This is a genomic window from Endozoicomonas sp. (assembly GCF_965196975.1).
Classification (GTDB): Bacteria; Pseudomonadota; Gammaproteobacteria; order Pseudomonadales; family Endozoicomonadaceae; genus Endozoicomonas.
On record NZ_OZ239981.1, the window covers coordinates 3,345,747 to 3,365,775 of the forward strand.

Below are 20,029 nucleotides of genomic sequence, written 5' to 3' on the forward strand. Positions count from 1 at the left end.
TCCAGTATGGAACCAGACTTCCCAGCTACTCCGTTTACCGAAGCTCTCCTTAAAGAGAATGAAGAGCTTCGGACCGAGAATGCGCTTTTACGGGAACGTTGCAGCGAACTGGAAGAAAGGGTTAATAAAAACAGTCAAAACAGTAGTAAGCCACCATCGTCAGATGGTTATCAAAAGCCCAGTAAAAAAGGGAGTGATAAAGGTGATACATCTTCCAAAGAAGCCCCCTGCTCCTCACAGGAAACACCGAACCCCAAAAGCCTTAGACCATCTTCAGGCAATAAACCAGGTGGCCAGAAAGGTCATCAAGGCTCTTGTTTGAGACGTGTCGCCTTACCCGATTATGTCAGGCATCTGAAGGTTGAAAAATGTTGCTGTTGCCAGTCTTCGCTTATCGATATTAAACCCACCAAATACATTGAGCGACAGGTTTTTGATCCAGGTAGACCCGGAGAATTTGAAGTTACCGCGTACTGGGCAGACGTTAAAGTATGTCCTTGTGGTAAACGGAACACCGCTGAGTTTCCCCAAGGAGTGAAAGCCGCTGCTCAATACGGAGAAGTGACTCAGGCAATGGCTGTTCATTTAAACCAGTATCACTTCATCCCATATCACCGGGTGTCTGAGTATTTCAATACTATTTATTGCATGAGTGTCAGCGCAGGCTCTGTTGCCAATTTTGTTGCCTATACCCATGAGAACCTGGCCTCTACTGAGCAGAGTATCCGCGATGCTTTACAAGAAAGTCCGGTTGCAGGAGCGGATGAAACTGGCATGCGGGTTGACGGTTCACTGTGGTGGTTACACATTATGCGAGATGACCAATGGACGCTTTACTACCTCTCAGAAAGGCGAGGTTGTGAAGCAATGGATGCAATGGGCATCCTGCTGACTTTTGCAGGCATTCTGGTTCACGATCATTGGAAGTCCTACTTTGCCTATGCGGCAGTGCATGTGCTTTGTAATGCCCATCATCTGAGAGAGCTTCAGGGAGTTGTCGATAGGGATGCGAATAAGCTGGCTCTGCGGCTGATGAAATTGCTTACGCTCTCCTGGCACTTCTGCAAGAAATACAAAGCAGCCGGTCTGACTCAAATGCCTGGTGCAATACAGCTTCGCATTGAGACGATATACGACCAAATCCTTCAAAGGGCTCTCACGAAGGAAACCGCTTATATGGAAAAACAACGACAGGTGCTTGGACGTAAGAAGGTCAGGAATACCAAGGCCTACAACCTGTTCAAAAGGCTTATTGAGTTTAAGGTTGAAACGTTGCGCTTCATGTCGGACTTTTCAATTCCCTTCGATAACAATGGCAGTGAACGTGATGCCAGGATGGCCAAACTTAAGCAGAAGATCTCAGGCTGCTTCAGAAGCGAAGACGGAGGTACCATGTTTACCCGAATCCGAAGCTATTTATCATCTGCTAAAAAGCAGGGGTTGAACATATTTCAGGCGCTTCTTAAAGCGGTTCGAAATTACAACAATACGCCTTTGCTGGGTGCTGAATAGTTACATTCAGCTTAAGGTTGTCTGAGCTAACCTCAAAGACGCAGGCACTCTCCCATGAATATGAATAAAATTGGCATCATCGGTACCGGCTTTGTTGGTATGGCTGCAGCCTACTCCCTATTCCAACAAAAGCTGGCCAACCAAATTGTTCTTGTGGATAAAAACCACGACAGAGCTCATGGAGAGGCTCTTGATTTGATGCACGGCCAGCCTCTGGTCGGACGCTGTGAGGTCACTGCCGGTGACTTTTCCAGCCTGAAAGGCGCGGGAATCATTGTTATCTGCGCAGGTGTCAGCCAGTCCAGTCCGGATGAAAGCCGTTTGCATCTGCTGCAACGCAATATCAAAGTGTTTGAAGCGATTGCCAAAGAGCTGGATCACCATGCACCAGAGGCTATGTTACTGATTGCCAGCAACCCGGTAGATATTCTTACTCATGCCATGCAAAGCCTGAGCCAGCGTCCCAACAATCTGGTGATAGGTACTGGAACTCTGCTGGATACCTCCCGCTTTCGAACCCTTCTGGCCAGCCACTACGACGTATCCCCACAGTCGATTCATGCGTATATTCTTGGCGAGCATGGGGATTCTGAAGTACCTGTATGGAGCTCGGCGTCTATTGCAGGCCTGGGTATTAAAGGCAATACCATTAATGGCCGTGAATACAGTCAGGAGGCTCTGGCAGGAATTGTCACACGTGTCAGAAAAGCCGCTTATGAGATTATTGCTAACAAAGGCTACACCAACTGGGCCATCGGCCTGGTCATTGCCTACATCATTCGCACAGTTCGCAATAACCAACGAAGTGTTCTGCCAGTAACCGTCAGGCTAAATGGGGAATACGGTATCAGTGATATCTGCCTCAGCCTGCCCACAGTGATTGGCAGTGATGGTGTGGAGAGTATTATCGCCCCTAAACTGGATGAAGAGGAACTTGCAGGTATTCAGCACTCTGCAAGCACCCTGAAAGCATCAATGGATCAGTTGGTGTAGGTTCGCTTTTTAAAGGCTGCGTCTAAACCATAAACTATCACACAGCACAAGGGAAAAGAGAAAATACTTCTTTGTGTTCTGTGTGACTCTTGTGGTTCCCAAAAAGTCCCATAGAACGCTTCAGGCTACCCGTTCATATTGAGAAAGAAGATCCACAACCACAGGTAGATTTGGCATTCGGATTTTTGACCAGAAAGCGGGAACCTTCCAGTCCTTCTTCATAATCAATTTCTGCCCCTACCAGATACTGATAACTCAGGGAGTCAACCACCACCGGCGCTCCATCCTTGATAATCAAGGTATCATCATCAGCAAGGTTACTGTCAAAGGTGAAGCCATACTGAAAACCAGAACAGCCTCCACCGGTGACATATACCCGCAGCCTTTGATTTTCTTCAGTCTCATCTGCCAGCAATTCACTTACCCTGCGGGCAGCAGCTTCCGTAACACTGATTGGCTCAGGTATCACTGTTTCTACTACGCTCATTGACCCTCCCGTGCCGCTGTCATCTACTTATTCCAGTTAATCCAACGGCCCGTCATGTACTCATCAGCTGGCTATTATCCAAGTAACCAACTATTACAGTCAATTATTCCCTACTTCAATCACTTCTCCAACAGGTATTTCCGTGTCGGTAGCATCAGATCGTTCCAGAAGCGGCTGCTGCCCCGCAGGTACACCGTTAGGATGATGCTCAAGACTGCCATTTACCTGAGATCCTTTGGTCATTTCAATCACACTGTAAAATACATTCCCGGTAATTACCGCTCTGGAGGCAAGTTCCAGGTGTTCTTCAGCAAAAACATTACCACGAACATGGCCATCAACGACCACGCGCTGAGCTCGAACATCACCCTCAACACTACCGCTGTGAGCAATAGTCAGCAACCCATGATCAGCAGAGATATTTCCCTTCACACGACCTTCTATATGGACTGCTCCGGTAAAATGGATATCTCCGGTAATGGTAGTTTCAGATGATATGAGGGTAGTGCTACCATGCTTGTTACTTACGTTACCTGCTGCTTTGCTCTTACCGAACATCCCCTACCAGCTCCTTATCCCATTGATAAATTTGTTCAAAATGTTGCTTTATACCACTCGTTATTTGTATCACTACTTTTATTTCTGACGGCTGAAACCCTTCTGGTAAAGTAAAGTCGAGATACTCTCGGTCACTGGGCAGAGCCTGAAAATAGCGAAACCCAAGACGGGTTGTTATCTGCTCCCCTCCAACTAACTGCTGAAGCGGTATAGAGAGAGCCTTACCACCCTGTTCACCCAGTAACGACACAGATAACGCCCCTCTGAGAAACGGGTTACTTCGAGCAACCTGGGAGATAACAAGACGCATTCGATATTGACCGGGTTCATCGCCTCTAAGCAAGCTGAACCCTGCCATCCTGACACCCGTCGACATATCTTCCGGAGCCAGTATGCTCTTGAAGAAAACGAGCTCTTTATGAAGCCTCTCTTTTTCATCTTCCAGCTGTTTGACCTGCAGTCGAACATTGTTCAGGGCTTCACGATCCATCTTGCTGGCACCTTCCAGAATGGCCAGTCTCTGTCTGAGTTCGTTATTCTCTTCTTGTAAAACGTCTGTCTGCCTTTCCAGGCTCAGATTTTGCTGCTGTGCCTCATCCAGATTCTGTCCTGCATGACTACCACCATACCAGTAGGTAACAACAGCCAGCAAAGCAATAAAGACCAACAGGAAGATTCGAACTAACTGTTCACGCCTAGGGTCATGGCGTATAACCTTGAGTTTGCCATTGTCGGGGATCAAAGATATCCACCTTTTCCTGACCACGGCTTAAAAACCAATTGATGTCCATTTAGCAATGCATCAACGTGATTTTTAAAAGCCACTGTTTATATCCGGGACTGAAAACCACCTTAACGTATTAAGGCGAATCTTATGCTGAAAACTTTAACAGCGGGACTATACACAAGCCAAAAAAACATAACAAACTGGCTGATATAATTTTCACTGCGTCTGGAGCTCATTCACATTATCTGCATGAGAAGTGGTTTGGCACCGTAGTTTCTCAAGGGTATGATGCAGTTATAACCGTTAGTAAGCTCATTCAATCACATGCTCGATAAATGGACAGCTCCTCTCATCCAACCACCGCTGAAAATTCTGGCCAGTTGGCTACAGCATCGTGGCGTCAAACCTGACCAGATTACAATCTTTGGCTTTCTGGTAGGGATGGTAGCAATTCCTCTTCTCGCCTTTGAACAGTACTCATTTGCATTATTCGCTATTTTGATTAACCGTTGCCTGGACGGGCTCGATGGTACACTGGCCAGACTAAGCGCACCTTCTGATGCAGGAGGGTTCCTGGATATCACGTTGGATTTTATTTTCTATTCAGGCATCGTTATGGGATTCGCCCTGGCCGCCCCGGATAAAAATGCGGTTGCCGCTTCCATCCTTATTTTTTCCTTCATGGGAACGGGGGCCAGTTTTCTCGCCTATGCCATTATGGCTGAAAAACACCAGCTATCTGACCCACATTTCAACCATAAATCGCTCTACTATCTGGGCGGTCTGGCAGAGGGAACTGAGACCATATTCCTGTTTGTCCTTTTCTGTATGCTCCCTTCCTATTTTCCACAACTTGCCCTTGGTTTTGCAGCTGTCTGCATATTAACAGCCGGGCTCAGAATCTGGGCTGGGTATCAGAGCATTCGTCAAGCCGAAAGAGAAAAACATAACCGCTCAGCGGCATGAAACGTTCTTTTCTACGCAGAACTTTCTCCGACGCCAACAGCCGACAGCAAAGTAAGCAAGGATCGCCTGAATAATCGCAGCCCCCAGAAAAACGTGAATGCTTTCCCCCCACTGCCGAGCCTGATTTGCTTCTGTTGCCAGAGTTTCAGCCAGCAAACCAATAAACAGTGCCGTGAGTGGGACAATGTATTTTTTTGAGTAGCCAAGTGAAATACCAATCACAGCAACAAACAAAAAGAAGGGATCAAACAATGTAAAGCAGACTTCACCCACGGTCAGGTTCCTGAAACAAAATACGAACTCTGAATTCTAAAGAACCGTTCAACCTCTTTTAATCATGAGTTGTCACGTTTGAGCATGCATATTCCTACACCTCTGTAAGTACCACGCCAGAAGTAAAAAACGGAATCAACCTAATTGAACGTATATTTTAGTTTTCTGCACACATAGCTCCGCTTATTACTAGTCCTTGTTGATAGACATCCAGTTTGTTGTAAAAAGCTAACCGCTTTCCCATATAATCCTTAAAAATAAACACAACAGAGAATATGTCATGGATGCAGTGATCAGACATGCCGAAGTTTCAGACCTTGAAGCTATTGGGGCGTTTTTCCGTGATCCCGAAGTCACCCGCCAGACCAGCCAGATTCCCTATCGTTCCAAAGAGTATTGGAAAAGCCTGTTCAATATTGACGATAAAAACCATATACAACTGGTCGCCGAGTCATCAGGGCAAATTCTTGGCCACCTGGGGTTACGAACACAGGAGAACCCCCGCCGCAAACATTGCGCAAGTTTTGGTATTACCATTCATCCAAATGCCCAGGGAAAAGGCATTGGTAAACAGCTGATGGCGACAATGGTGGAGCTCGCAGACAACTGGTTGAATCTGGTACGGATCGAGTTAGACGTTTATACAGACAACTCCCGGGCTATTGCCCTCTACCAGGGTTTTGGTTTTGAGATAGAGGGTGAAAGCAAATGTGATGCCTTTCGTAATGGGCAGTTTGTCAACAGCTATCGGATGTCCAGAGTCCGTCTACCAATAGTTGACTCGACACCAAAGATCACACCACGACAAAATGCTCGTCCTGATATGACAGTCCGTACCTTCAAGTCTGAAGATAGAGAAGCAGTGGTCAGACTGTGGAAACAGTGTGGTCTGACCACCCCACAGAATAACCCAGAGAGTGATATAGACCGAAAAACTGCCATGAATGACGATCTTTTTCTGGTAGGACTTATCAACAATGAAATCGTCGCCTCTGTTATGGGTGGTTATGAGGGTCATAGAGGCTGGGTGAACTATCTGGCCGTCATTCCCCAATGGCAATCATACGGGCTGGGTAAAACCCTGATGAGCAAGCTGGAAACACGATTAGCAAAACTCGGCTGTCCAAAAATCAATCTGCAGGTCCGCACTACGAATCATCAGGTTTTAGCATTTTATCGATCCCTGAAATACCAGACAGATAGTGTCATCAGTTTGGGAAAAAGGATTGACGACTAGCCCAGACCTCCCCAGTTTTCTGATGCTGGGGATCTAATGGTTTTACCATCACCAGCAGATATCAACACATAAGCTCTTAGAAAATGGTTTAGCAAATGCATGCTTATGTGCGGTTATTATTCTTACTGATCATTGCATTTTCACCTGTGGCCCAATCGCATCAGGAACGCTCCCTTGATACAGAAACATTTCTCAATACATCGGGTCTGGCAGCAGCTTATCAGAATGAGCCCAGTAGTGAATTCAAGCCGGAGAGGGTCCATCTCGTTGATTATAACGAACAAACTGGTAACTACCTGTTTCGTGGAAACATGCCACTTAACAGTAAAACATTTGCCTATCATGAGTTGATGGGCATTGTTAACAGCCATGCTATTGAACAAACAGGAAGCCCCATACCAGAAATGGTCAGAATCATTGATATTTCCCTGATAAATACAATTAACCCCAACGAGAGAAGGCATTTAGCAAAAGAGCACGGATTCTTTGATCAGAATAAAGAACTGGGAGAAGTGATTCACTACCCCGTTTATGGCATCCCTGTCAGCGTCAAACACACCCATCGTAAGTGGCGTAAACACTTTGCTAAAAAATGGGGCAAAGACAAACTTGAATCGTTGGTTAACAACCTGAAAAGACGGCTGGATCAAGATGAAACAGCCACCATCATTCTCTACGTGCACTGTGAAGCAGGCTTTGACCGAACTGGTGAGCTGATCGCTGCCTACCAACTGCGCCACCAAGGGAAAAGCTACCATCAAGCCTACCAGAATGCTGTCCTTGTCGCAGGTCGACAGATCAGTTCATTAAGCAAGCATGGACTGCAGTGGTACGCCTATTATCTCAAAGAGGTTGAAAAACTTCCTACCATTGGTGATATCTAGAGGGGCCTGTGCCCTCAAACAATTCTGTTCAGGCAGGGCTACTGCTGATTTATGAACGGCTTCTGCAAATATACTCAAGTGAACCTATCCTGATGACTCATTTACTGCTTTTGAAACTATTGGATCAAGATATGGTCTGAAGCCAGTATCAGAACCATTATGTAGTGAGCTATGAATATCCTCAGGAAAATCATTCCAACGTTACTTTTGTTCTGCCTGGTAGCAGGAGTTTCTTCTGATCAACGCTCCCCCCCTGTAGTAGAGTATTCACCCTTACCACCGGCCTTACAGAAAAGGGTACTGGCATTCAATCCACAGAAATTACGGATGGTTGACTTCAACTCAGAAACCGGGAACTACCTGTTCAGGGGGAACATGCCTGTCTTAAGCAATCAGTTTGCTTATGATGAACTGGTAAAATCAATGAATCAAAGGTCACTGGAAAAAATGGACACCCCACTTCCAGAAGACTTCTTAATTCTCAATTTCTCATTGATCAGCACTCTTAATGAGAGCCACCTGTTAAAGCTGGAAGAGGAGTTTTCCAATGAGCATCCAGACTTTGTACGTTTAGTTCACCACCCCATATACGGCGCGCTTTCAAGCCCTGATTTATACCCCGGTATAATACTGGACCTGATGCACAACATTCCTTTTCTTGACAATGTCTATCGACTGGTAGATCGATTGCAAATCCTGATGAATCAGGAATGGAGCAGACCACGTATACTTTTTGTGCATTGTAAAGCGGGCAGTGATAGAGCCGCTCTGGTCATTGGTACTTATCAGATGCAGTACCTTGGTATGAGTTACCACGATGTAGTTAAAGAAGCTGAAGAAATTGCTGGTCGTCCTTTGTACTCACTGCAACGACGTGGATTAAAATGGATCGCCTATTATTTAAGGGATAAGCTGAATATCCAATCCGTCGGTGAGATTCATTAAGCACAACCTCTTCAGATAATACATCGCTAAAATTGGATTATAAATGATGACTCATTAAGGAACTTAAAATTATTTAAGCATGTGTTCAAGCATGATTTTTGGATATTAGATGATGACAACACCGATAGCGATTCACCTGACAGCAGCAGTCTATAGTCTTCTAACGGGTACACTTCAGCTAACGATGAAAAAAGGCACCCCCCTGCACCGGTACCTTGGGCGAACCTGGATGGTGGCCATGCTGATCACGGCCACTTCCTCATTCTGGATCAGCAGCTTCTTTCCCATCTGGAGCAGTTTTGGTCCCATTCATCTGCTCTCTGTGTGGATTATCATCTGTGTAGTCATTTCTGTATCTGCAGCCCGGAGTCATAAAATCAAACGTCATAAGGCTTATTCAATTGGTGCTTACGTTGGCTTGGTGGGTGCAGGTATTGGGGCTTTTGCGCCCGGGCGTTATTTGTATCAATTATTCTTCGGTGGTTAACTTCTTTCACCATAAAGGTGATCAATATCAAATGGTATCATTTAGTCCGGCCTTAACAAAAAAGACTCAGTAGGTATTAGTTCGACTTATAACCCTACTACCCAAGAAGTTAGCCTGTAATGCTGTTTGAAATTCTTACAGACATCATCTTGTCGATGGTGAATATAAAGCAACGCGATGTGCGACTTTGTCTGAAACTATCTCAAATTACTAGCCCGGATATTTCATAAACTGCCCCGAATCTCGGGCAGGACTTTGTCGCCCTAAGGGATTTTGTGAGGGAGTGCCGTACCGGGGAGTACGGTCGACCGAGCAAAACTCCCTTAGGGCGGCAAAGGACAAGCGAGAACGGGAGCACGTTTATGAAATATCCGGGCTAGCATGATGGTAAGTCCAAGTTGTATCTTCAAAATCACGCAATTATTTGCTTTCCGTTTTTTAATCTTCGGAAATAAGGTTCTCAAACTGTATTGCAGGACGACCAGCAATTATATTCAGATAAGAACCAATATTATGTGCCAGTAACTTCCGAGCGATACGTGATGTCATATGCCATCTATCTCGACAATGGCACTTTTCTATTTCAAAGCGCTCTGTCAATTGACCTATCACTGTTTCTATTCTCCGTCGTACCCGTAATACCAGCTTTACAAACGACTTCGGACGTTCATCTTGCATGTTTTTTCTCAGTGGCGTCTGAAGATCAATACCTAATTCCTGACAATCAGCTTTAAACTCAGGCCTTATATAGCCCTTATCGCCAAGCAAGAGGCCAGAAATGGTCTCGAGCATGTCATAGGCTGCATCACGCTCATCTACGTTCGCTGCGGTCAGAGTAAAACCCACAGGAATCCCTCGTGCTTCAACCAGCAAATGCCCCTGAAAGCCATAGAACTTCTTGTCCTTGGAAGCGCAGTAACCATAACCAGCCTCAGCTTTAAAGATACGGCTCTGTGGTGCACGGGTTCTGACGACAACATCAATCGGAAAACCATCGATTAAATGGATATCTGCATTATCTGCATGCATCATCTGGACTATACGAATTTGCAGTCGTTGTTTCACATGCCATAAGTTGGCGGCCTGTTTGACAAATGCCGAGCGTGAAGGAATGTCAGGAAACAGGTGTCGCCAGTGTCGGGTAAAATACTTCCAAATCTCAGTGTCCTTATGATGCCCAAGCCATTCACCGACAACTTCCATGGTGATCGCTTCACTATCAGTGAGCTTTGGTGGAAACCCTCGAAGTCGCAGTGGTACAGGAAAAAGCTCTTTTACCAAATCGTCGATCAAGCAGTAGACTGTAGTGATAAACTCTTCAACGGGCATGACTGAAACCTTCTTTGCTTTCTACTGCTTTTAATAGCAGAAAGCAGGATCAGTCATGTCTCCTTATGCAAACCTAAAAGTCGCACATGGCGTAAAGCAGTAAGAGTTAAGTGATAAAGCATGCAATTTCCAAACTCTCTCCCCAGCCTTCATCAGGCGTTTATTGAGCAGGCATTACCAATACTGATCAGCGATCCCAGAATTATCGGCATCGCAGCCTCCGGCTCCTATGCGGACAACACACTCGATATCTTCAGCGATCTGGACCTGGTCATCGCGGTGGAGCCTCAGGCATTTGATTCCATCATGAAGGACCGGGTTCTCATAATTTCTGCACTGGGCGATATGGTGGCTGGATTTACCGGTGAACACGTTGGTGAACCCCGGGTTTTGATTACCCTTTTCGGCCCTGAACTGCTCCATGTGGATTTCAAGTTTATCAAAGTAGAAGATGCAGCGATCCGGGTTGATGAACCGGTTATCCTGTGGGCAAGGGATTCCAGCTTAAAAGAGGCTCTTAGCCAGGGTAAGGGAGCGTATCCTGAAGCCAATGGCCAGTGGATCGAAGATCGTTTCTGGGTATGGGTCCATTATGCCGGCACCAAAATAGGCCGTGGTGAGTATTTTGAAACCCTGGACTTTTTAAGCTTTCTACGCTCTCAAGTATTAGGATCTCTGGCATTGCAAGAGGCAGGTTATGAGGCAAGAGGCGTCCGTAAAATTGAGCAACTGCTTCCTGACTTTGCAGAAAAGCTGAAAAAAACAGTCGCCATTCCAGAAAAAGAAACGTTGCTGGATGCAACGGAGTATGCGGTAAAACTCTACCTTGAACTTCGTAGCCCTGTAATTACAGTACGCAAGAAAGCACAACGCCTGTCTTTAAATTATTTACAGATGCTTCGAGATACAGCTACAGGGTAATGTCTGCATATTATTTATCAGTAGCATAAAGTCCACGTTGTATTCTGGTTTAGTTCGGAGTACAACGCTTATGATGTTTTTTAATATGCGGAAGAATGAATCAGATCATGAAGTTAGATGCAGTACTGTGGGATTACGATGGAACACTGGTCAACTCAATACCAAAGAATATTAGTATTACGCCATGTGCGACTTTTAGGTTTGCATAAGGAGACATGACTGATCCTGCTTTCTGCTATTAAAAGCAGTAGAAAGCAAAGAAGGTTTCAGTCATGCCCGTTGAAGAGTTTATCACTACAGTCTACTGCTTGATCGACGATTTGGTAAAAGAGCTTTTTCCTGTACCACTGCGACTTCGAGGGTTTCCACCAAAGCTCACTGATAGTGAAGCGATCACCATGGAAGTTGTCGGTGAATGGCTTGGGCATCATAAGGACACTGAGATTTGGAAGTATTTTACCCGACACTGGCGACACCTGTTTCCTGACATTCCTTCACGCTCGGCATTTGTCAAACAGGCCGCCAACTTATGGCATGTGAAACAACGACTGCAAATTCGTATAGTCCAGATGATGCATGCAGATAATGCAGATATCCATTTAATCGATGGTTTTCCGATTGATGTTGTCGTCAGAACCCGTGCACCACAGAGCCGTATCTTTAAAGCTGAGGCTGGTTATGGTTACTGCGCTTCCAAGGACAAGAAGTTCTATGGCTTTCAGGGGCATTTGCTGGTTGAAGCACGAGGGATTCCTGTGGGTTTTACTCTGACCGCAGCGAACGTAGATGAGCGTGATGCAGCCTATGACATGCTCGAGACCATTTCTGGCCTCTTGCTTGGCGATAAGGGCTATATAAGGCCTGAGTTTAAAGCTGATTGTCAGGAATTAGGTATTGATCTTCAGACGCCACTGAGAAAAAACATGCAAGATGAACGTCCGAAGTCGTTTGTAAAGCTGGTATTACGGGTACGACGGAGAATAGAAACAGTGATAGGTCAATTGACAGAGCGCTTTGAAATAGAAAAGTGCCATTGTCGAGATAGATGGCATATGACATCACGTATCGCTCGGAAGTTACTGGCACATAATATTGGTTCTTATCTGAATATAATTGCTGGTCGTCCTGCAATACAGTTTGAGAACCTTATTTCCGAAGATTAAAAAACGGAAAGCAAATAATTGCGTGATTTTGAAGATACAACTTGGACTTACCATCATGCTAGCCCGGATATTTCATAAACGTGCTCCCGTTCTCGCTTGTCCTTTGCCGCCCTAAGGGAGTTTTGCTCGGTCGACCGTACTCCCCGGTACGGCACTCCCTCACAAAATCCCTTAGGGCGACAAAGTCCTGCCCGAGATTCGGGGCAGTTTATGAAATATCCGGGCTAGTAATTTGAGATAGTTTCAGACAAAGTCGCACATCGCGTTAGTATTACAAAAGCGATCCTATCCATTGTTGCTCCTCACTTGACTGGTGACAATTTACCCAAGCACTTGCAGAGTGAAAGCGCGTATCATGAGGCGAATCATGCCGCTGCGAACTGGCAGGATTTATACGTTAATTATTATGGGATGACACAGGAAGAGATGCTCCAGGCTGGCAGTATGTGGGCAGAACATCAGGAAAAGAACCAGACACCCGTCAGGCTTTTTAAGGGCATCAACAGCGTTATCCAGCAATTTTCACATCTCTCCCACGGGATCTGCTCCCAAAACTCTCAACTTAATATCCGCAGCGTACTGCAGCTCAATGGTATAGACAGGCCATTCAAAGCCGTGGTTGGCTATGACGATGTATCCAGTGACCACCAAAAGCCGACACCATATGGTGGCATACAGTGCCTTGAAACCATGTTTGGTCACACCAACAGTCAACTGCTTATGTACATTGGCGACCATGAAGCAGATACCCAGTTTGCGCGGAATCTACAGTCAGCACTGGGCAGTCATGCCAGAGTTATTTCAGTCGCTGCTGCATACAGCCATTCTGAGCCGGATAACTGGCAGCACAAGCCTGATTACGTTGCCCACCATGTTGAAGACCTGCTATCCATCATTGGAAAATACACATAGCTAACAGATACAGACCGTTTTCTGGCCTGAGACACTTCCAGATTCTGCCTGCACTTTGAAGCCATCACTCAAACGCAAGTTCTGACTAACAGCCAAACAGCACGATCGCGGCAGACCACCACCACTTCATATAACTGATTGTTTTAAAATTGGTGGTTTTTGGCGCACCCGATACATAGTAAAATAGCTCGTTTTCACTTAGGCAAGATAGATCCAACGATGGCAATAAACTGGTATCCCGGCCATATGCACAAGGCCAAAAAAGAGATCCGTGAAGTGATACCAAAGATGGATCTGATCATTGAAGTGCTGGATGCCCGACTTCCCTTCAGCAGCGAGAACCCGATGGTTGCCTCCCTGCGCAGAGACACGCCCTGCATCAAGATTCTTAACAAGAGCGACCTGGCGGATCCGGCTGTGACCCAGCAGTGGGTAGACCATATCAACCGTACTTCCGGTATGAAAGCCATTGCCGTCAACCTGAAGCAGCCGGACAAAATTCGCAGCATACTGGACATGGCTCCCGCCATGGTTCCTGAGCGAAACCTGGATGTCAGCCAGCTGAAGGCCATCATTCTTGGGATTCCCAATGTGGGCAAGTCCACCACCATCAATATTCTGGCCAGCCGGACGGTGGCCAAAACCGGTAATGAACCAGCGGTCACCAAGCAGCAGCAGCGGATAAAACTGCCCAATAATATTGTGCTGCTGGACACCCCCGGCTTCCTCTGGCCAAAGCTTGATCCGGAAGATTGTGGCTATCGTCTGGCCATCAGCGGTGCGATCAAAAACACGGTGATCGAGTTCGAAGACGTTGCCATGTATCTGGCCGAGTTCCTGATGCAGCATTACCCCAATGCACTTCAGCAGCGTTATCAGCTTAGGGAAATCCCGCAAACCGGTATCGAGCTGTTTGATAGGATCGGTCAGCGCAGAGGCTGTATGCGCCGGGGCGGTATTGCCGATACCCATAAGGTGTCTGAAATTCTGATCAATGAATTTCGAGATGGCCAGCTGGGTCGCATTACCCTGGAAACGCCAGAAATGATTGAAGCCCAACAGAAGGCCATGGAAGCAGCAAAAGCGGCCAGCGAAGCAGAAAAGGCTAAAAAATAACCAATATATTTACCAGACACTGAGATTAGTGTCTGGTAGACAATGTTAACCTCTCTATAATCACACTGTTGAACAGGACTACAGGAAAATAATACCGATGAAAAAGTTGTTATTGGTACTTATGTTTGCATTTCCGATGATGGCTTTTGCCAAAGCAACGGACAGCACTCAAAATGCGAGCCGGTTTCAGGAAGGAACCCATTATGAAGTCGTTAAAGGGCTTCCAGCTTATACTAAGCCAACCGTGACCGAACTGTTTTCCATCTACTGCGGTGGTTGCTATCAGTGGGAAAAAGGGCCTCTGGTTACTCTGAAAGGATGGCTGGGCCAGCAGAACATTGAATTCAAGCAAGCGCACATGAACTTTATGGGTTCGTATGCCAAACAGGCCACTATGGCCCTGGCCATGACCCAGGGCACACCCCGCCATAACGCTGTCAAACAGGCACTGTTCAATCGCATTCATGTGGAGCGCAAGGGCGACTGGAGGAATGATACGGACTTCTTCCAGACCATGGAAAAGGCCGGGCTGAAACAGTCTGATTTCGAGGCTAACCAGAATAACCTGATGGTCATGAAAACCGTGCTGGACTGGAATCAGTATGGAGAATACGTTCATGCCGTTCCCAGCTTTATGGTCAATAACCGTTACCTGATCAACATGGGCAGTCTGAAGTCCCACGACGATCTGAACGCACTGATTACCTACCTGACCAAACTTCCAGTGGAAGACACAAAATAAAACAGAGCTGATGGCTTTCCGGTTTCCCAACTGGAAAGCCATAGGTAACTTCGTGAGGGACCCGACCATTGGCTGCTGAACAGAATTCCAAGAGCCCTTTTCAAAACTTGAAAGAGAGCCCCCTGCAAACCATTCATGGCTGGCAGAATTTACGAGTCACCTGGCTCATTATGTTTGCCACAGCGCTCTTTCTGGAACTGTGCGCCCTGGGTTTTCAGTATATTCTGCATATGGATCCCTGTGAGCGCTGTGTCTATCAACGGCTTGCAGTACTGGTATTGATGTTTGCTCCGCTGGTTATCACCGTTTCACCAACCAATCCGCTGCTGAGAATCACAGGCTACGGTCTCTGGATCGCCGGTGCACTGTATGGATTGAAGGAAGCCATTGCGCAAACTGCAGACTATGCCGAATTTAATCCATTTACGTCCAGCTGCAGCTTCCGTCCGATCTTCCCTTTCGACCTGCCGCTTTATGAATGGTGGCCCTCCATGTTCATGCCCACAGGAATCTGCGGTGCCGATGACTGGACTTTCCTGACCCTGAATATGGCCGAGTGGATGGTGGTGATTTTCTCAATCTATCTGCTGGCAGCGGCAACCTGCATTATCAGTTCCACATACTCCACTCTCTTTAAGAAGCCCTGAGCAGCTGACATCGGTTTCAATAATCGATGTCTTTCCATCAGCCAGGTAAAATTTTACTATTTTTTACCTGGCTTTAGAATTCTGTGATACATTCCTCTCCAGAATATTCAGCACATTATTTATGCCGGAGTAAACATGGCCACGTTAAAGGAGATCGCCCAACAGGCCGGGGTCTCTTTATCCACAGTATCCAGGGTGTTGAATGACGACCCTTCCATCAGCGTAAAAGCAGAAACCCGCCACGCCATCTTTGAAATCGCTGAAAAACTGCAGTATCGCACCACTCGCAGCCGCAAAGAAACACCAGCGACCAGCTATCAGTTTCTTGCCCGGTTTGGCTACCCCGAAGCGGTTGAAATCAATGACCCTTATTATCTCTCCATCCGGTACGGGATTGAGCTGCAGTGCAAGAAGCTGAACATTCAGTTAACACGCCAGTACGATGCATTTGAGCAACCGGTACCTGACGGAACTGATGGCGTCATTCTGGTGGGAGTTCGTCCAGAAAACGACGATGCGCTGAAAATTACCAGCAAAAAACACACCTTGCCAATCGTCTGTGTCGATTATCAACACGATGAGTTTGACTGCGTTTACACCGACCTTGCCCGGATCTGTCAACACGCCATTGACTACTTTATGCAACAGGGCCATCAGCGCATTGGCTTTATTGGCGGGCAGGATGCCGGTAAAACCATAGATGTCAGGGAGTCCGCATTTCTGGAGTATGGGCGTTCCCGGAAAGTGGTTAATGCCGGAGATATTTATCGCGGCGACTTTTCCAGCGCGTCTGGCTATCGCCTGGCCAAACAGATGCTGGAAGAAGAATACCCTAAAGCGTTTCTGGTCGCCTCAGACTCCATTGCCATTGGGGTGTTAAGAGCACTTCATGAAAGCAATATCCGCATTCCTGAGGATCTCTCGATGATCAGCATCAATGATATTCCTACAGCCCGCTTTACCTTCCCCCCTCTCTCTACCTTCCGGCTGGAATCAGAGTTGATGGGCATTCAGGCGGTAAATCTGCTTTCAGACCAGATTCGCGATGAGCGTCGTATACCGTTGTGCATGACCATACCAGCAACGCTCAAACACCGCGGAACCACCTGACAAATTAACGGAAGAATGATCGGCTGGTTACTTAAAACTCTAGCGATGAATAAAATTGGGAGGCCAAATATTGGCCCGCAAAATACAAAAGGCTCTCTTTTGAGTTTATGTATTCTGTGAACCAGCCGCCTGCGGTGGCTGAGTAATACTTGCAGTGGCAACAGGAGCTCCAAGACGAGGTACATCCTTATCCTCCTTGGTCGGTGTCATTCCTCTCTGCCTGGCCAGCAAAATCTGCTGTTCATCTTTACGGACAGATACTAGCTCTGTATGTACTCTTAACAAATCAGATTCTGCAGATTTTAATACGCTCTCTGCCTTTAGGTATCTTTGGTAAATTTCATTCAGAGCTTGAAATTTACTTTTAGTAATTATGTCAGAGACTTCTCTCTGCCTCTCAATATGCTCGGACTCATCATGTATTTGTGCCGTCCTAGCGCTCTCCAAACACTCCCTTAAATTATCCAAAGCCTCAGTTTCGTTTTGAAAGTCGAGCTCTGCTTTCAGGTACTCTAGTCGATCATCTAAATGCACGCTTTTTTGCAGCTGATCTCTTAATTTTTTACATTCCTGAACCCGTCTACTTTGAACCTCCAACTCCTTCTCAAAGAAGCGCACACTTGCCTCCTTCGTCATTTCAGAAACCTGAATTAGAGTATCCTGTAATTCCGCGAACACTTTATTAGGAGTATTTATCTTCGACTCCGGGGCTATTTGATGCCAAGCCTTTTTCTCTCTAAGAATATCTTCTCGGGCACTAGCAATTTTCCCCTTGTAATATTTAATATCAGCATCGAGGGACTCTTTCTTGGCTTTCAAATTTTCTTCAGGAGTCTTTAGATGAATTTCTCTGGCTTTCTCTGATAAACCAGAGAGAAAGCCAAAACCTCCAGCGCCAACCCCTGCCGCGAATAAAATCAAAGCCGTATTTTTCACGCCGATAAAATAGGATGCCCCTCCCTGAATCACAGGAATCCATCGAGGTACCATAGGAAACTTGGGGAAAAACGCCTGACAGGAGTAGGAAGCACCTCTAAAAATACCATTAATAACTGCTTCGGGGCGCACTACCGCTTTTTGAGCAGTAACTTTGTATTTATCTAGAGTTTTCTGAAGTAGCTCGTCCTGCTGTCTTGTAGGAGGAACAGGTAATCTCCTTACAGAAGGAAGCGCGTCTAGCTTTGCAAGCATATCCTTATCATCACATTCCACATCTGGTGAGACAGGGATAAGGTTTCCCACTGCAGGCGGAGAAACAGGTGAGTTCACTCTATCCATAACATTGACCTGCTATATTTTTTGTTCAATCGTGGTAAAAGACCCTTAATTTCGAAGATAGTTCAGAAATAAAAACTCATAAGAACCCTCGACTTCCAACAATGCAATCATTTGTTAACCTCTGCACACCTACAGCAGCCGCGCAACTTTTTTAATCACCCCTCAAACAAAACTTGATCTCGATCAAACAAAAACAAACACAACAACGCTAGGATCACGCCAAGTAAAAATTTGCGTAAAAATAAACGCAAAAAATAAGCAAACACACTGTTCGATAAAAATACCAGGCGGAGCGACCATGAGTGAAAACAACCGCGGGACCATAGGCAAATTTGCCCTGCTGGCCCTGACGTTTACCGCAGTATTCAACGTTCGTAATATTGTGAACAACAATATTGAGCTGGGCCTCAGTTCTGCCCCTATCTTCCTTTTTGCCACGATTTTCTATTTCATTCCGTTTGTCTTCATCGTTGCCGAGTTTGTTTCCGCCAATAAAAACTCCGAGTCCGGCATGTACGACTGGCTGAAGACCCCTCTGGGTGACCGCGCGGCTTACCTGGGCTCATTCACCTACTTCTTTGTAAACCTGTTCTGGTTTACTTCGCTCCTGCCCAACGTTATTGCCTATGCATCCTATGCACTGCTGGGTTACGAGCAAACCTTCTCACCCATGGCTACAGCGATTCTCTCTACTGCACTGTTTGCTCTGGCAACCTTCGTCTCTACCCGTGGAGCCAGCTGGCTGGGCAAGATCACTTCGGTAGTTGCTTCTGTTGTTCTGGCCCTGACGCTCGGTTATATCTTCCTGGCCGGTGGTGCGCTGGTTGGTGGACTTGAGCCAGCAGACCCCATCACCATGGAGGCTCTGAGCCCGACCATCAACTGGGCAACCCTGGGCATTATGTGCTGGATTTTCCAGGCGGCCGGTGGCGCAGAAAGTGTTGCGGTTTACCTGAACGATGTGAAAGGTGGTGCTAAAACTTTTGTTAAAGTTATTGTTGCTGCAGGCCTGTTCATTGGCGTGATGTACGCAGCCGGTTCCCTACTGATCAACGTGTTCGTACCACGCGCTGAACTCTCATTCACTGGTGGTATGGTGGAAGTATTTACCGGACTGGCCAATCACTACGGTTTCTCAACCGTTATTACCGGTCGCATTGTTGGTGTGGTTCTGTTTATCGCCATGTTTGGCAGCCTGCTGATGTGGTCTGCCACTCCGGTAAAAATTCACTTCTCTGAAATCCCCAAAGGTATTTACGGTGAGAAAACGACTGAACTGAACCAGCACGGTGTGCCTGAACGTGCAGCCTGGGCCCAGTTCTTTATCGTGATTCCGCTGATGTTCATCCCTGCACTGGGCAGTGAAACCGCCCAGGAACTGATGAATACCACCATCAATATGACTGCAGCAACTGCGATGCTGCCACCTATCTTCATCATGGCGTCTTACATCATGCTGCGCCTGAAGCATGACCATATCGAACGTGACTTCCGCATGGGCTCTGCCAAAGTGGGTGTGGTGATTACCGTCATGCTGCTGACCATTTTCACCATTGGCTTCCTGGCCGCCACCTTCCCAACCGGCAGCAACATCATGCAGGTACTGCTCTACAACGTCTCTGGTGTAGTGATCTTCCTGGGTGCCGCCAACCTCTGGTACAGCCGTTACCTGAAGCGTCAGCAGCCTGAAAGTCAGGTTCGCACTACTGCCGCCGCTTTCTCCTGATAACAGACAACCTTTT

The 20,029-nt window shown here is 46.6% G+C and carries 21 protein-coding genes; 15 read left to right on the forward strand and 6 right to left on the reverse strand.

The annotated features are described in order from the left end of the window. The first annotated feature begins 6 nt into the window (after nucleotides 1–6). Nucleotides 7–1,512 (forward strand): IS66 family transposase, encoded by a 1,506-nt coding sequence (gene tnpC, locus ACOCLE_RS15015; protein ID WP_419532963.1) that lies wholly within the window; start codon nucleotides 7–9, stop codon nucleotides 1,510–1,512. Between the two features lie 54 nt (nucleotides 1,513–1,566). Continuing rightward, a complete protein-coding gene (locus tag ACOCLE_RS15020; RefSeq protein WP_419533152.1) occupies nucleotides 1,567–2,505 on the forward strand; it encodes an L-lactate dehydrogenase in 939 nt (312 codons plus the stop codon). Between the two features lie 133 nt (nucleotides 2,506–2,638). Here ACOCLE_RS15020 and erpA read toward each other — a convergent pair whose 3' ends face one another. The 3 genes from erpA to ACOCLE_RS15035 form a co-directional block, all read right to left on the reverse strand. Then, entirely contained in the window at nucleotides 2,639–2,992 is a 354-nt protein-coding gene (gene erpA, locus ACOCLE_RS15025; RefSeq protein WP_066018029.1) for an iron-sulfur cluster insertion protein ErpA, read from the reverse strand. A gap of 99 nt (nucleotides 2,993–3,091) precedes the next feature. After that, nucleotides 3,092–3,550, reverse strand: coding sequence for a bactofilin family protein (locus ACOCLE_RS15030; protein ID WP_419533153.1), 459 nt, complete (start codon nucleotides 3,548–3,550; stop codon nucleotides 3,092–3,094). Next, a complete protein-coding gene (locus ACOCLE_RS15035) occupies nucleotides 3,540–4,292 on the reverse strand; it encodes a DUF6776 family protein (RefSeq protein ID WP_419533154.1) in 753 nt (250 codons plus the stop codon). Before ACOCLE_RS15035 ends, ACOCLE_RS15030 begins: the two co-directional genes overlap by 11 nt. Nucleotides 4,293–4,601: 309 nt before the next feature. Here ACOCLE_RS15035 and ACOCLE_RS15040 point away from each other — a divergent pair, with 309 nt between their 5' ends. Beyond that, nucleotides 4,602–5,243: a CDP-alcohol phosphatidyltransferase family protein gene (locus tag ACOCLE_RS15040; protein WP_419533155.1), complete on the forward strand. Its 642-nt coding sequence runs from the start codon at nucleotides 4,602–4,604 to the stop codon at nucleotides 5,241–5,243. Here ACOCLE_RS15040 and ACOCLE_RS15045 read toward each other — a convergent pair. Continuing rightward, the gene (locus tag ACOCLE_RS15045; protein WP_419533156.1) at nucleotides 5,232–5,516 is read right to left on the reverse strand and encodes a hypothetical protein; all 285 of its coding nucleotides are present in this window, start codon (nucleotides 5,514–5,516) and stop codon (nucleotides 5,232–5,234) included. The genes ACOCLE_RS15040 and ACOCLE_RS15045 overlap by 12 nt on opposite strands. Before the next feature lie 280 nt (nucleotides 5,517–5,796). Here ACOCLE_RS15045 and ACOCLE_RS15050 point away from each other — a divergent pair, with 280 nt between their 5' ends. The 4 genes from ACOCLE_RS15050 (at nucleotide 5,797) to ACOCLE_RS15065 (ending at nucleotide 9,069) form a co-directional block, all read left to right on the forward strand. Then, nucleotides 5,797–6,753 (forward strand): GNAT family acetyltransferase, encoded by a 957-nt coding sequence (locus tag ACOCLE_RS15050; RefSeq protein WP_419533157.1) that lies wholly within the window; start codon nucleotides 5,797–5,799, stop codon nucleotides 6,751–6,753. 95 nt (nucleotides 6,754–6,848) lie between these two features. After that, entirely contained in the window at nucleotides 6,849–7,637 is a 789-nt protein-coding gene (locus ACOCLE_RS15055; protein ID WP_419533158.1) for a hypothetical protein, read from the forward strand. A gap of 375 nt (nucleotides 7,638–8,012) precedes the next feature. Further along, nucleotides 8,013–8,582 (forward strand): hypothetical protein, encoded by a 570-nt coding sequence (locus tag ACOCLE_RS15060; protein ID WP_419533159.1) that lies wholly within the window; start codon nucleotides 8,013–8,015, stop codon nucleotides 8,580–8,582. Nucleotides 8,583–8,766: 184 nt separating this feature from the next. Further along, complete coding sequence (locus tag ACOCLE_RS15065) at nucleotides 8,767–9,069, forward strand: DUF2306 domain-containing protein (RefSeq protein ID WP_419537214.1); 303 nt, start codon at nucleotides 8,767–8,769, stop codon at nucleotides 9,067–9,069. Nucleotides 9,070–9,507: 438 nt separating this feature from the next. Here ACOCLE_RS15065 and ACOCLE_RS15070 read toward each other — a convergent pair whose 3' ends face one another. Next, on the reverse strand, nucleotides 9,508–10,398 hold the full coding sequence (locus ACOCLE_RS15070; RefSeq protein ID WP_419533099.1) for an IS982 family transposase: 891 nt from the start codon (nucleotides 10,396–10,398) through the stop codon (nucleotides 9,508–9,510). Nucleotides 10,399–10,518: 120 nt separating this feature from the next. On the opposite strand from ACOCLE_RS15070, the gene ACOCLE_RS15075 reads away from it, so the two are divergent. The 7 genes from ACOCLE_RS15075 (at nucleotide 10,519) to ebgR (ending at nucleotide 17,009) form a co-directional block, all read left to right on the forward strand. Continuing rightward, on the forward strand, nucleotides 10,519–11,319 hold the full coding sequence (locus tag ACOCLE_RS15075; RefSeq protein ID WP_419533160.1) for an oxalate:formate antiporter: 801 nt from the start codon (nucleotides 10,519–10,521) through the stop codon (nucleotides 11,317–11,319). Between the two features lie 272 nt (nucleotides 11,320–11,591). Then, the gene (locus ACOCLE_RS15080) at nucleotides 11,592–12,482 is read left to right on the forward strand and encodes an IS982 family transposase (protein WP_419533099.1); all 891 of its coding nucleotides are present in this window, start codon (nucleotides 11,592–11,594) and stop codon (nucleotides 12,480–12,482) included. A 333-nt stretch (nucleotides 12,483–12,815) separates the two neighbouring features. Then, on the forward strand, nucleotides 12,816–13,394 hold the full coding sequence (locus tag ACOCLE_RS15085; RefSeq protein WP_419533161.1) for an HAD family hydrolase: 579 nt from the start codon (nucleotides 12,816–12,818) through the stop codon (nucleotides 13,392–13,394). A 219-nt stretch (nucleotides 13,395–13,613) separates the two neighbouring features. After that, a complete protein-coding gene (ylqF, locus tag ACOCLE_RS15090) occupies nucleotides 13,614–14,510 on the forward strand; it encodes a ribosome biogenesis GTPase YlqF (RefSeq protein ID WP_419533162.1) in 897 nt (298 codons plus the stop codon). A 97-nt stretch (nucleotides 14,511–14,607) separates the two neighbouring features. Beyond that, complete coding sequence (locus ACOCLE_RS15095) at nucleotides 14,608–15,252, forward strand: thioredoxin domain-containing protein (protein WP_419533163.1); 645 nt, start codon at nucleotides 14,608–14,610, stop codon at nucleotides 15,250–15,252. A 68-nt stretch (nucleotides 15,253–15,320) separates the two neighbouring features. Beyond that, complete coding sequence (locus ACOCLE_RS15100; RefSeq protein ID WP_419533164.1) at nucleotides 15,321–15,899, forward strand: disulfide bond formation protein B; 579 nt, start codon at nucleotides 15,321–15,323, stop codon at nucleotides 15,897–15,899. Between the two features lie 135 nt (nucleotides 15,900–16,034). Beyond that, complete coding sequence (ebgR, locus tag ACOCLE_RS15105; RefSeq protein WP_419533165.1) at nucleotides 16,035–17,009, forward strand: transcriptional regulator EbgR; 975 nt, start codon at nucleotides 16,035–16,037, stop codon at nucleotides 17,007–17,009. Between the two features lie 105 nt (nucleotides 17,010–17,114). On the opposite strand, the gene ACOCLE_RS15110 is transcribed toward ebgR, so the two are convergent. After that, nucleotides 17,115–18,287, reverse strand: a complete 1,173-nt coding sequence (locus ACOCLE_RS15110) for a hypothetical protein (RefSeq protein ID WP_419533166.1) — start codon at nucleotides 18,285–18,287, stop codon at nucleotides 17,115–17,117. Nucleotides 18,288–18,585: 298 nt separating this feature from the next. Between ACOCLE_RS15110 and ACOCLE_RS15115 the strand changes: the two genes are divergently transcribed. Beyond that, nucleotides 18,586–20,013, forward strand: a complete 1,428-nt coding sequence (locus tag ACOCLE_RS15115) for an amino acid permease (protein WP_419533167.1) — start codon at nucleotides 18,586–18,588, stop codon at nucleotides 20,011–20,013. Nucleotides 20,014–20,029: the final 16 nt, after the last annotated feature.

Excerpts from the sequence above, each read along its gene's own strand:
- tnpC (WP_419532963.1), top strand. The coding sequence starts at position 7 with ATGGAACCAGACTTCCCAGCTACTCCGTTTACCGAAGCTCTCCTTAAA.
- ACOCLE_RS15040 (WP_419533155.1), top strand. The coding sequence starts at position 4,602 with ATGCTCGATAAATGGACAGCTCCTCTCATCCAACCACCGCTGAAAATT.
- erpA (WP_066018029.1), bottom strand. The coding sequence starts at position 2,992 with ATGAGCGTAGTAGAAACAGTGATACCTGAGCCAATCAGTGTTACGGAA.
- ACOCLE_RS15115 (WP_419533167.1), top strand. The coding sequence starts at position 18,586 with ATGAGTGAAAACAACCGCGGGACCATAGGCAAATTTGCCCTGCTGGCC.
- ACOCLE_RS15060 (WP_419533159.1), top strand. The coding sequence starts at position 8,013 with ATGCCTGTCTTAAGCAATCAGTTTGCTTATGATGAACTGGTAAAATCA.
- ACOCLE_RS15110 (WP_419533166.1), bottom strand. The coding sequence starts at position 18,287 with ATGGATAGAGTGAACTCACCTGTTTCTCCGCCTGCAGTGGGAAACCTT.
- ACOCLE_RS15080 (WP_419533099.1), top strand. The coding sequence starts at position 11,592 with ATGCCCGTTGAAGAGTTTATCACTACAGTCTACTGCTTGATCGACGAT.
- ACOCLE_RS15055 (WP_419533158.1), top strand. The coding sequence starts at position 6,849 with ATGCATGCTTATGTGCGGTTATTATTCTTACTGATCATTGCATTTTCA.
- ACOCLE_RS15075 (WP_419533160.1), top strand. The coding sequence starts at position 10,519 with ATGCAATTTCCAAACTCTCTCCCCAGCCTTCATCAGGCGTTTATTGAG.
- ACOCLE_RS15030 (WP_419533153.1), bottom strand. The coding sequence starts at position 3,550 with ATGTTCGGTAAGAGCAAAGCAGCAGGTAACGTAAGTAACAAGCATGGT.
- ACOCLE_RS15065 (WP_419537214.1), top strand. The coding sequence starts at position 8,767 with ATGAAAAAAGGCACCCCCCTGCACCGGTACCTTGGGCGAACCTGGATG.
- ylqF (WP_419533162.1), top strand. The coding sequence starts at position 13,614 with ATGGCAATAAACTGGTATCCCGGCCATATGCACAAGGCCAAAAAAGAG.
- ACOCLE_RS15070 (WP_419533099.1), bottom strand. The coding sequence starts at position 10,398 with ATGCCCGTTGAAGAGTTTATCACTACAGTCTACTGCTTGATCGACGAT.
- ebgR (WP_419533165.1), top strand. The coding sequence starts at position 16,035 with ATGGCCACGTTAAAGGAGATCGCCCAACAGGCCGGGGTCTCTTTATCC.
- ACOCLE_RS15095 (WP_419533163.1), top strand. The coding sequence starts at position 14,608 with ATGAAAAAGTTGTTATTGGTACTTATGTTTGCATTTCCGATGATGGCT.
- ACOCLE_RS15020 (WP_419533152.1), top strand. The coding sequence starts at position 1,567 with ATGAATATGAATAAAATTGGCATCATCGGTACCGGCTTTGTTGGTATG.
- ACOCLE_RS15050 (WP_419533157.1), top strand. The coding sequence starts at position 5,797 with ATGGATGCAGTGATCAGACATGCCGAAGTTTCAGACCTTGAAGCTATT.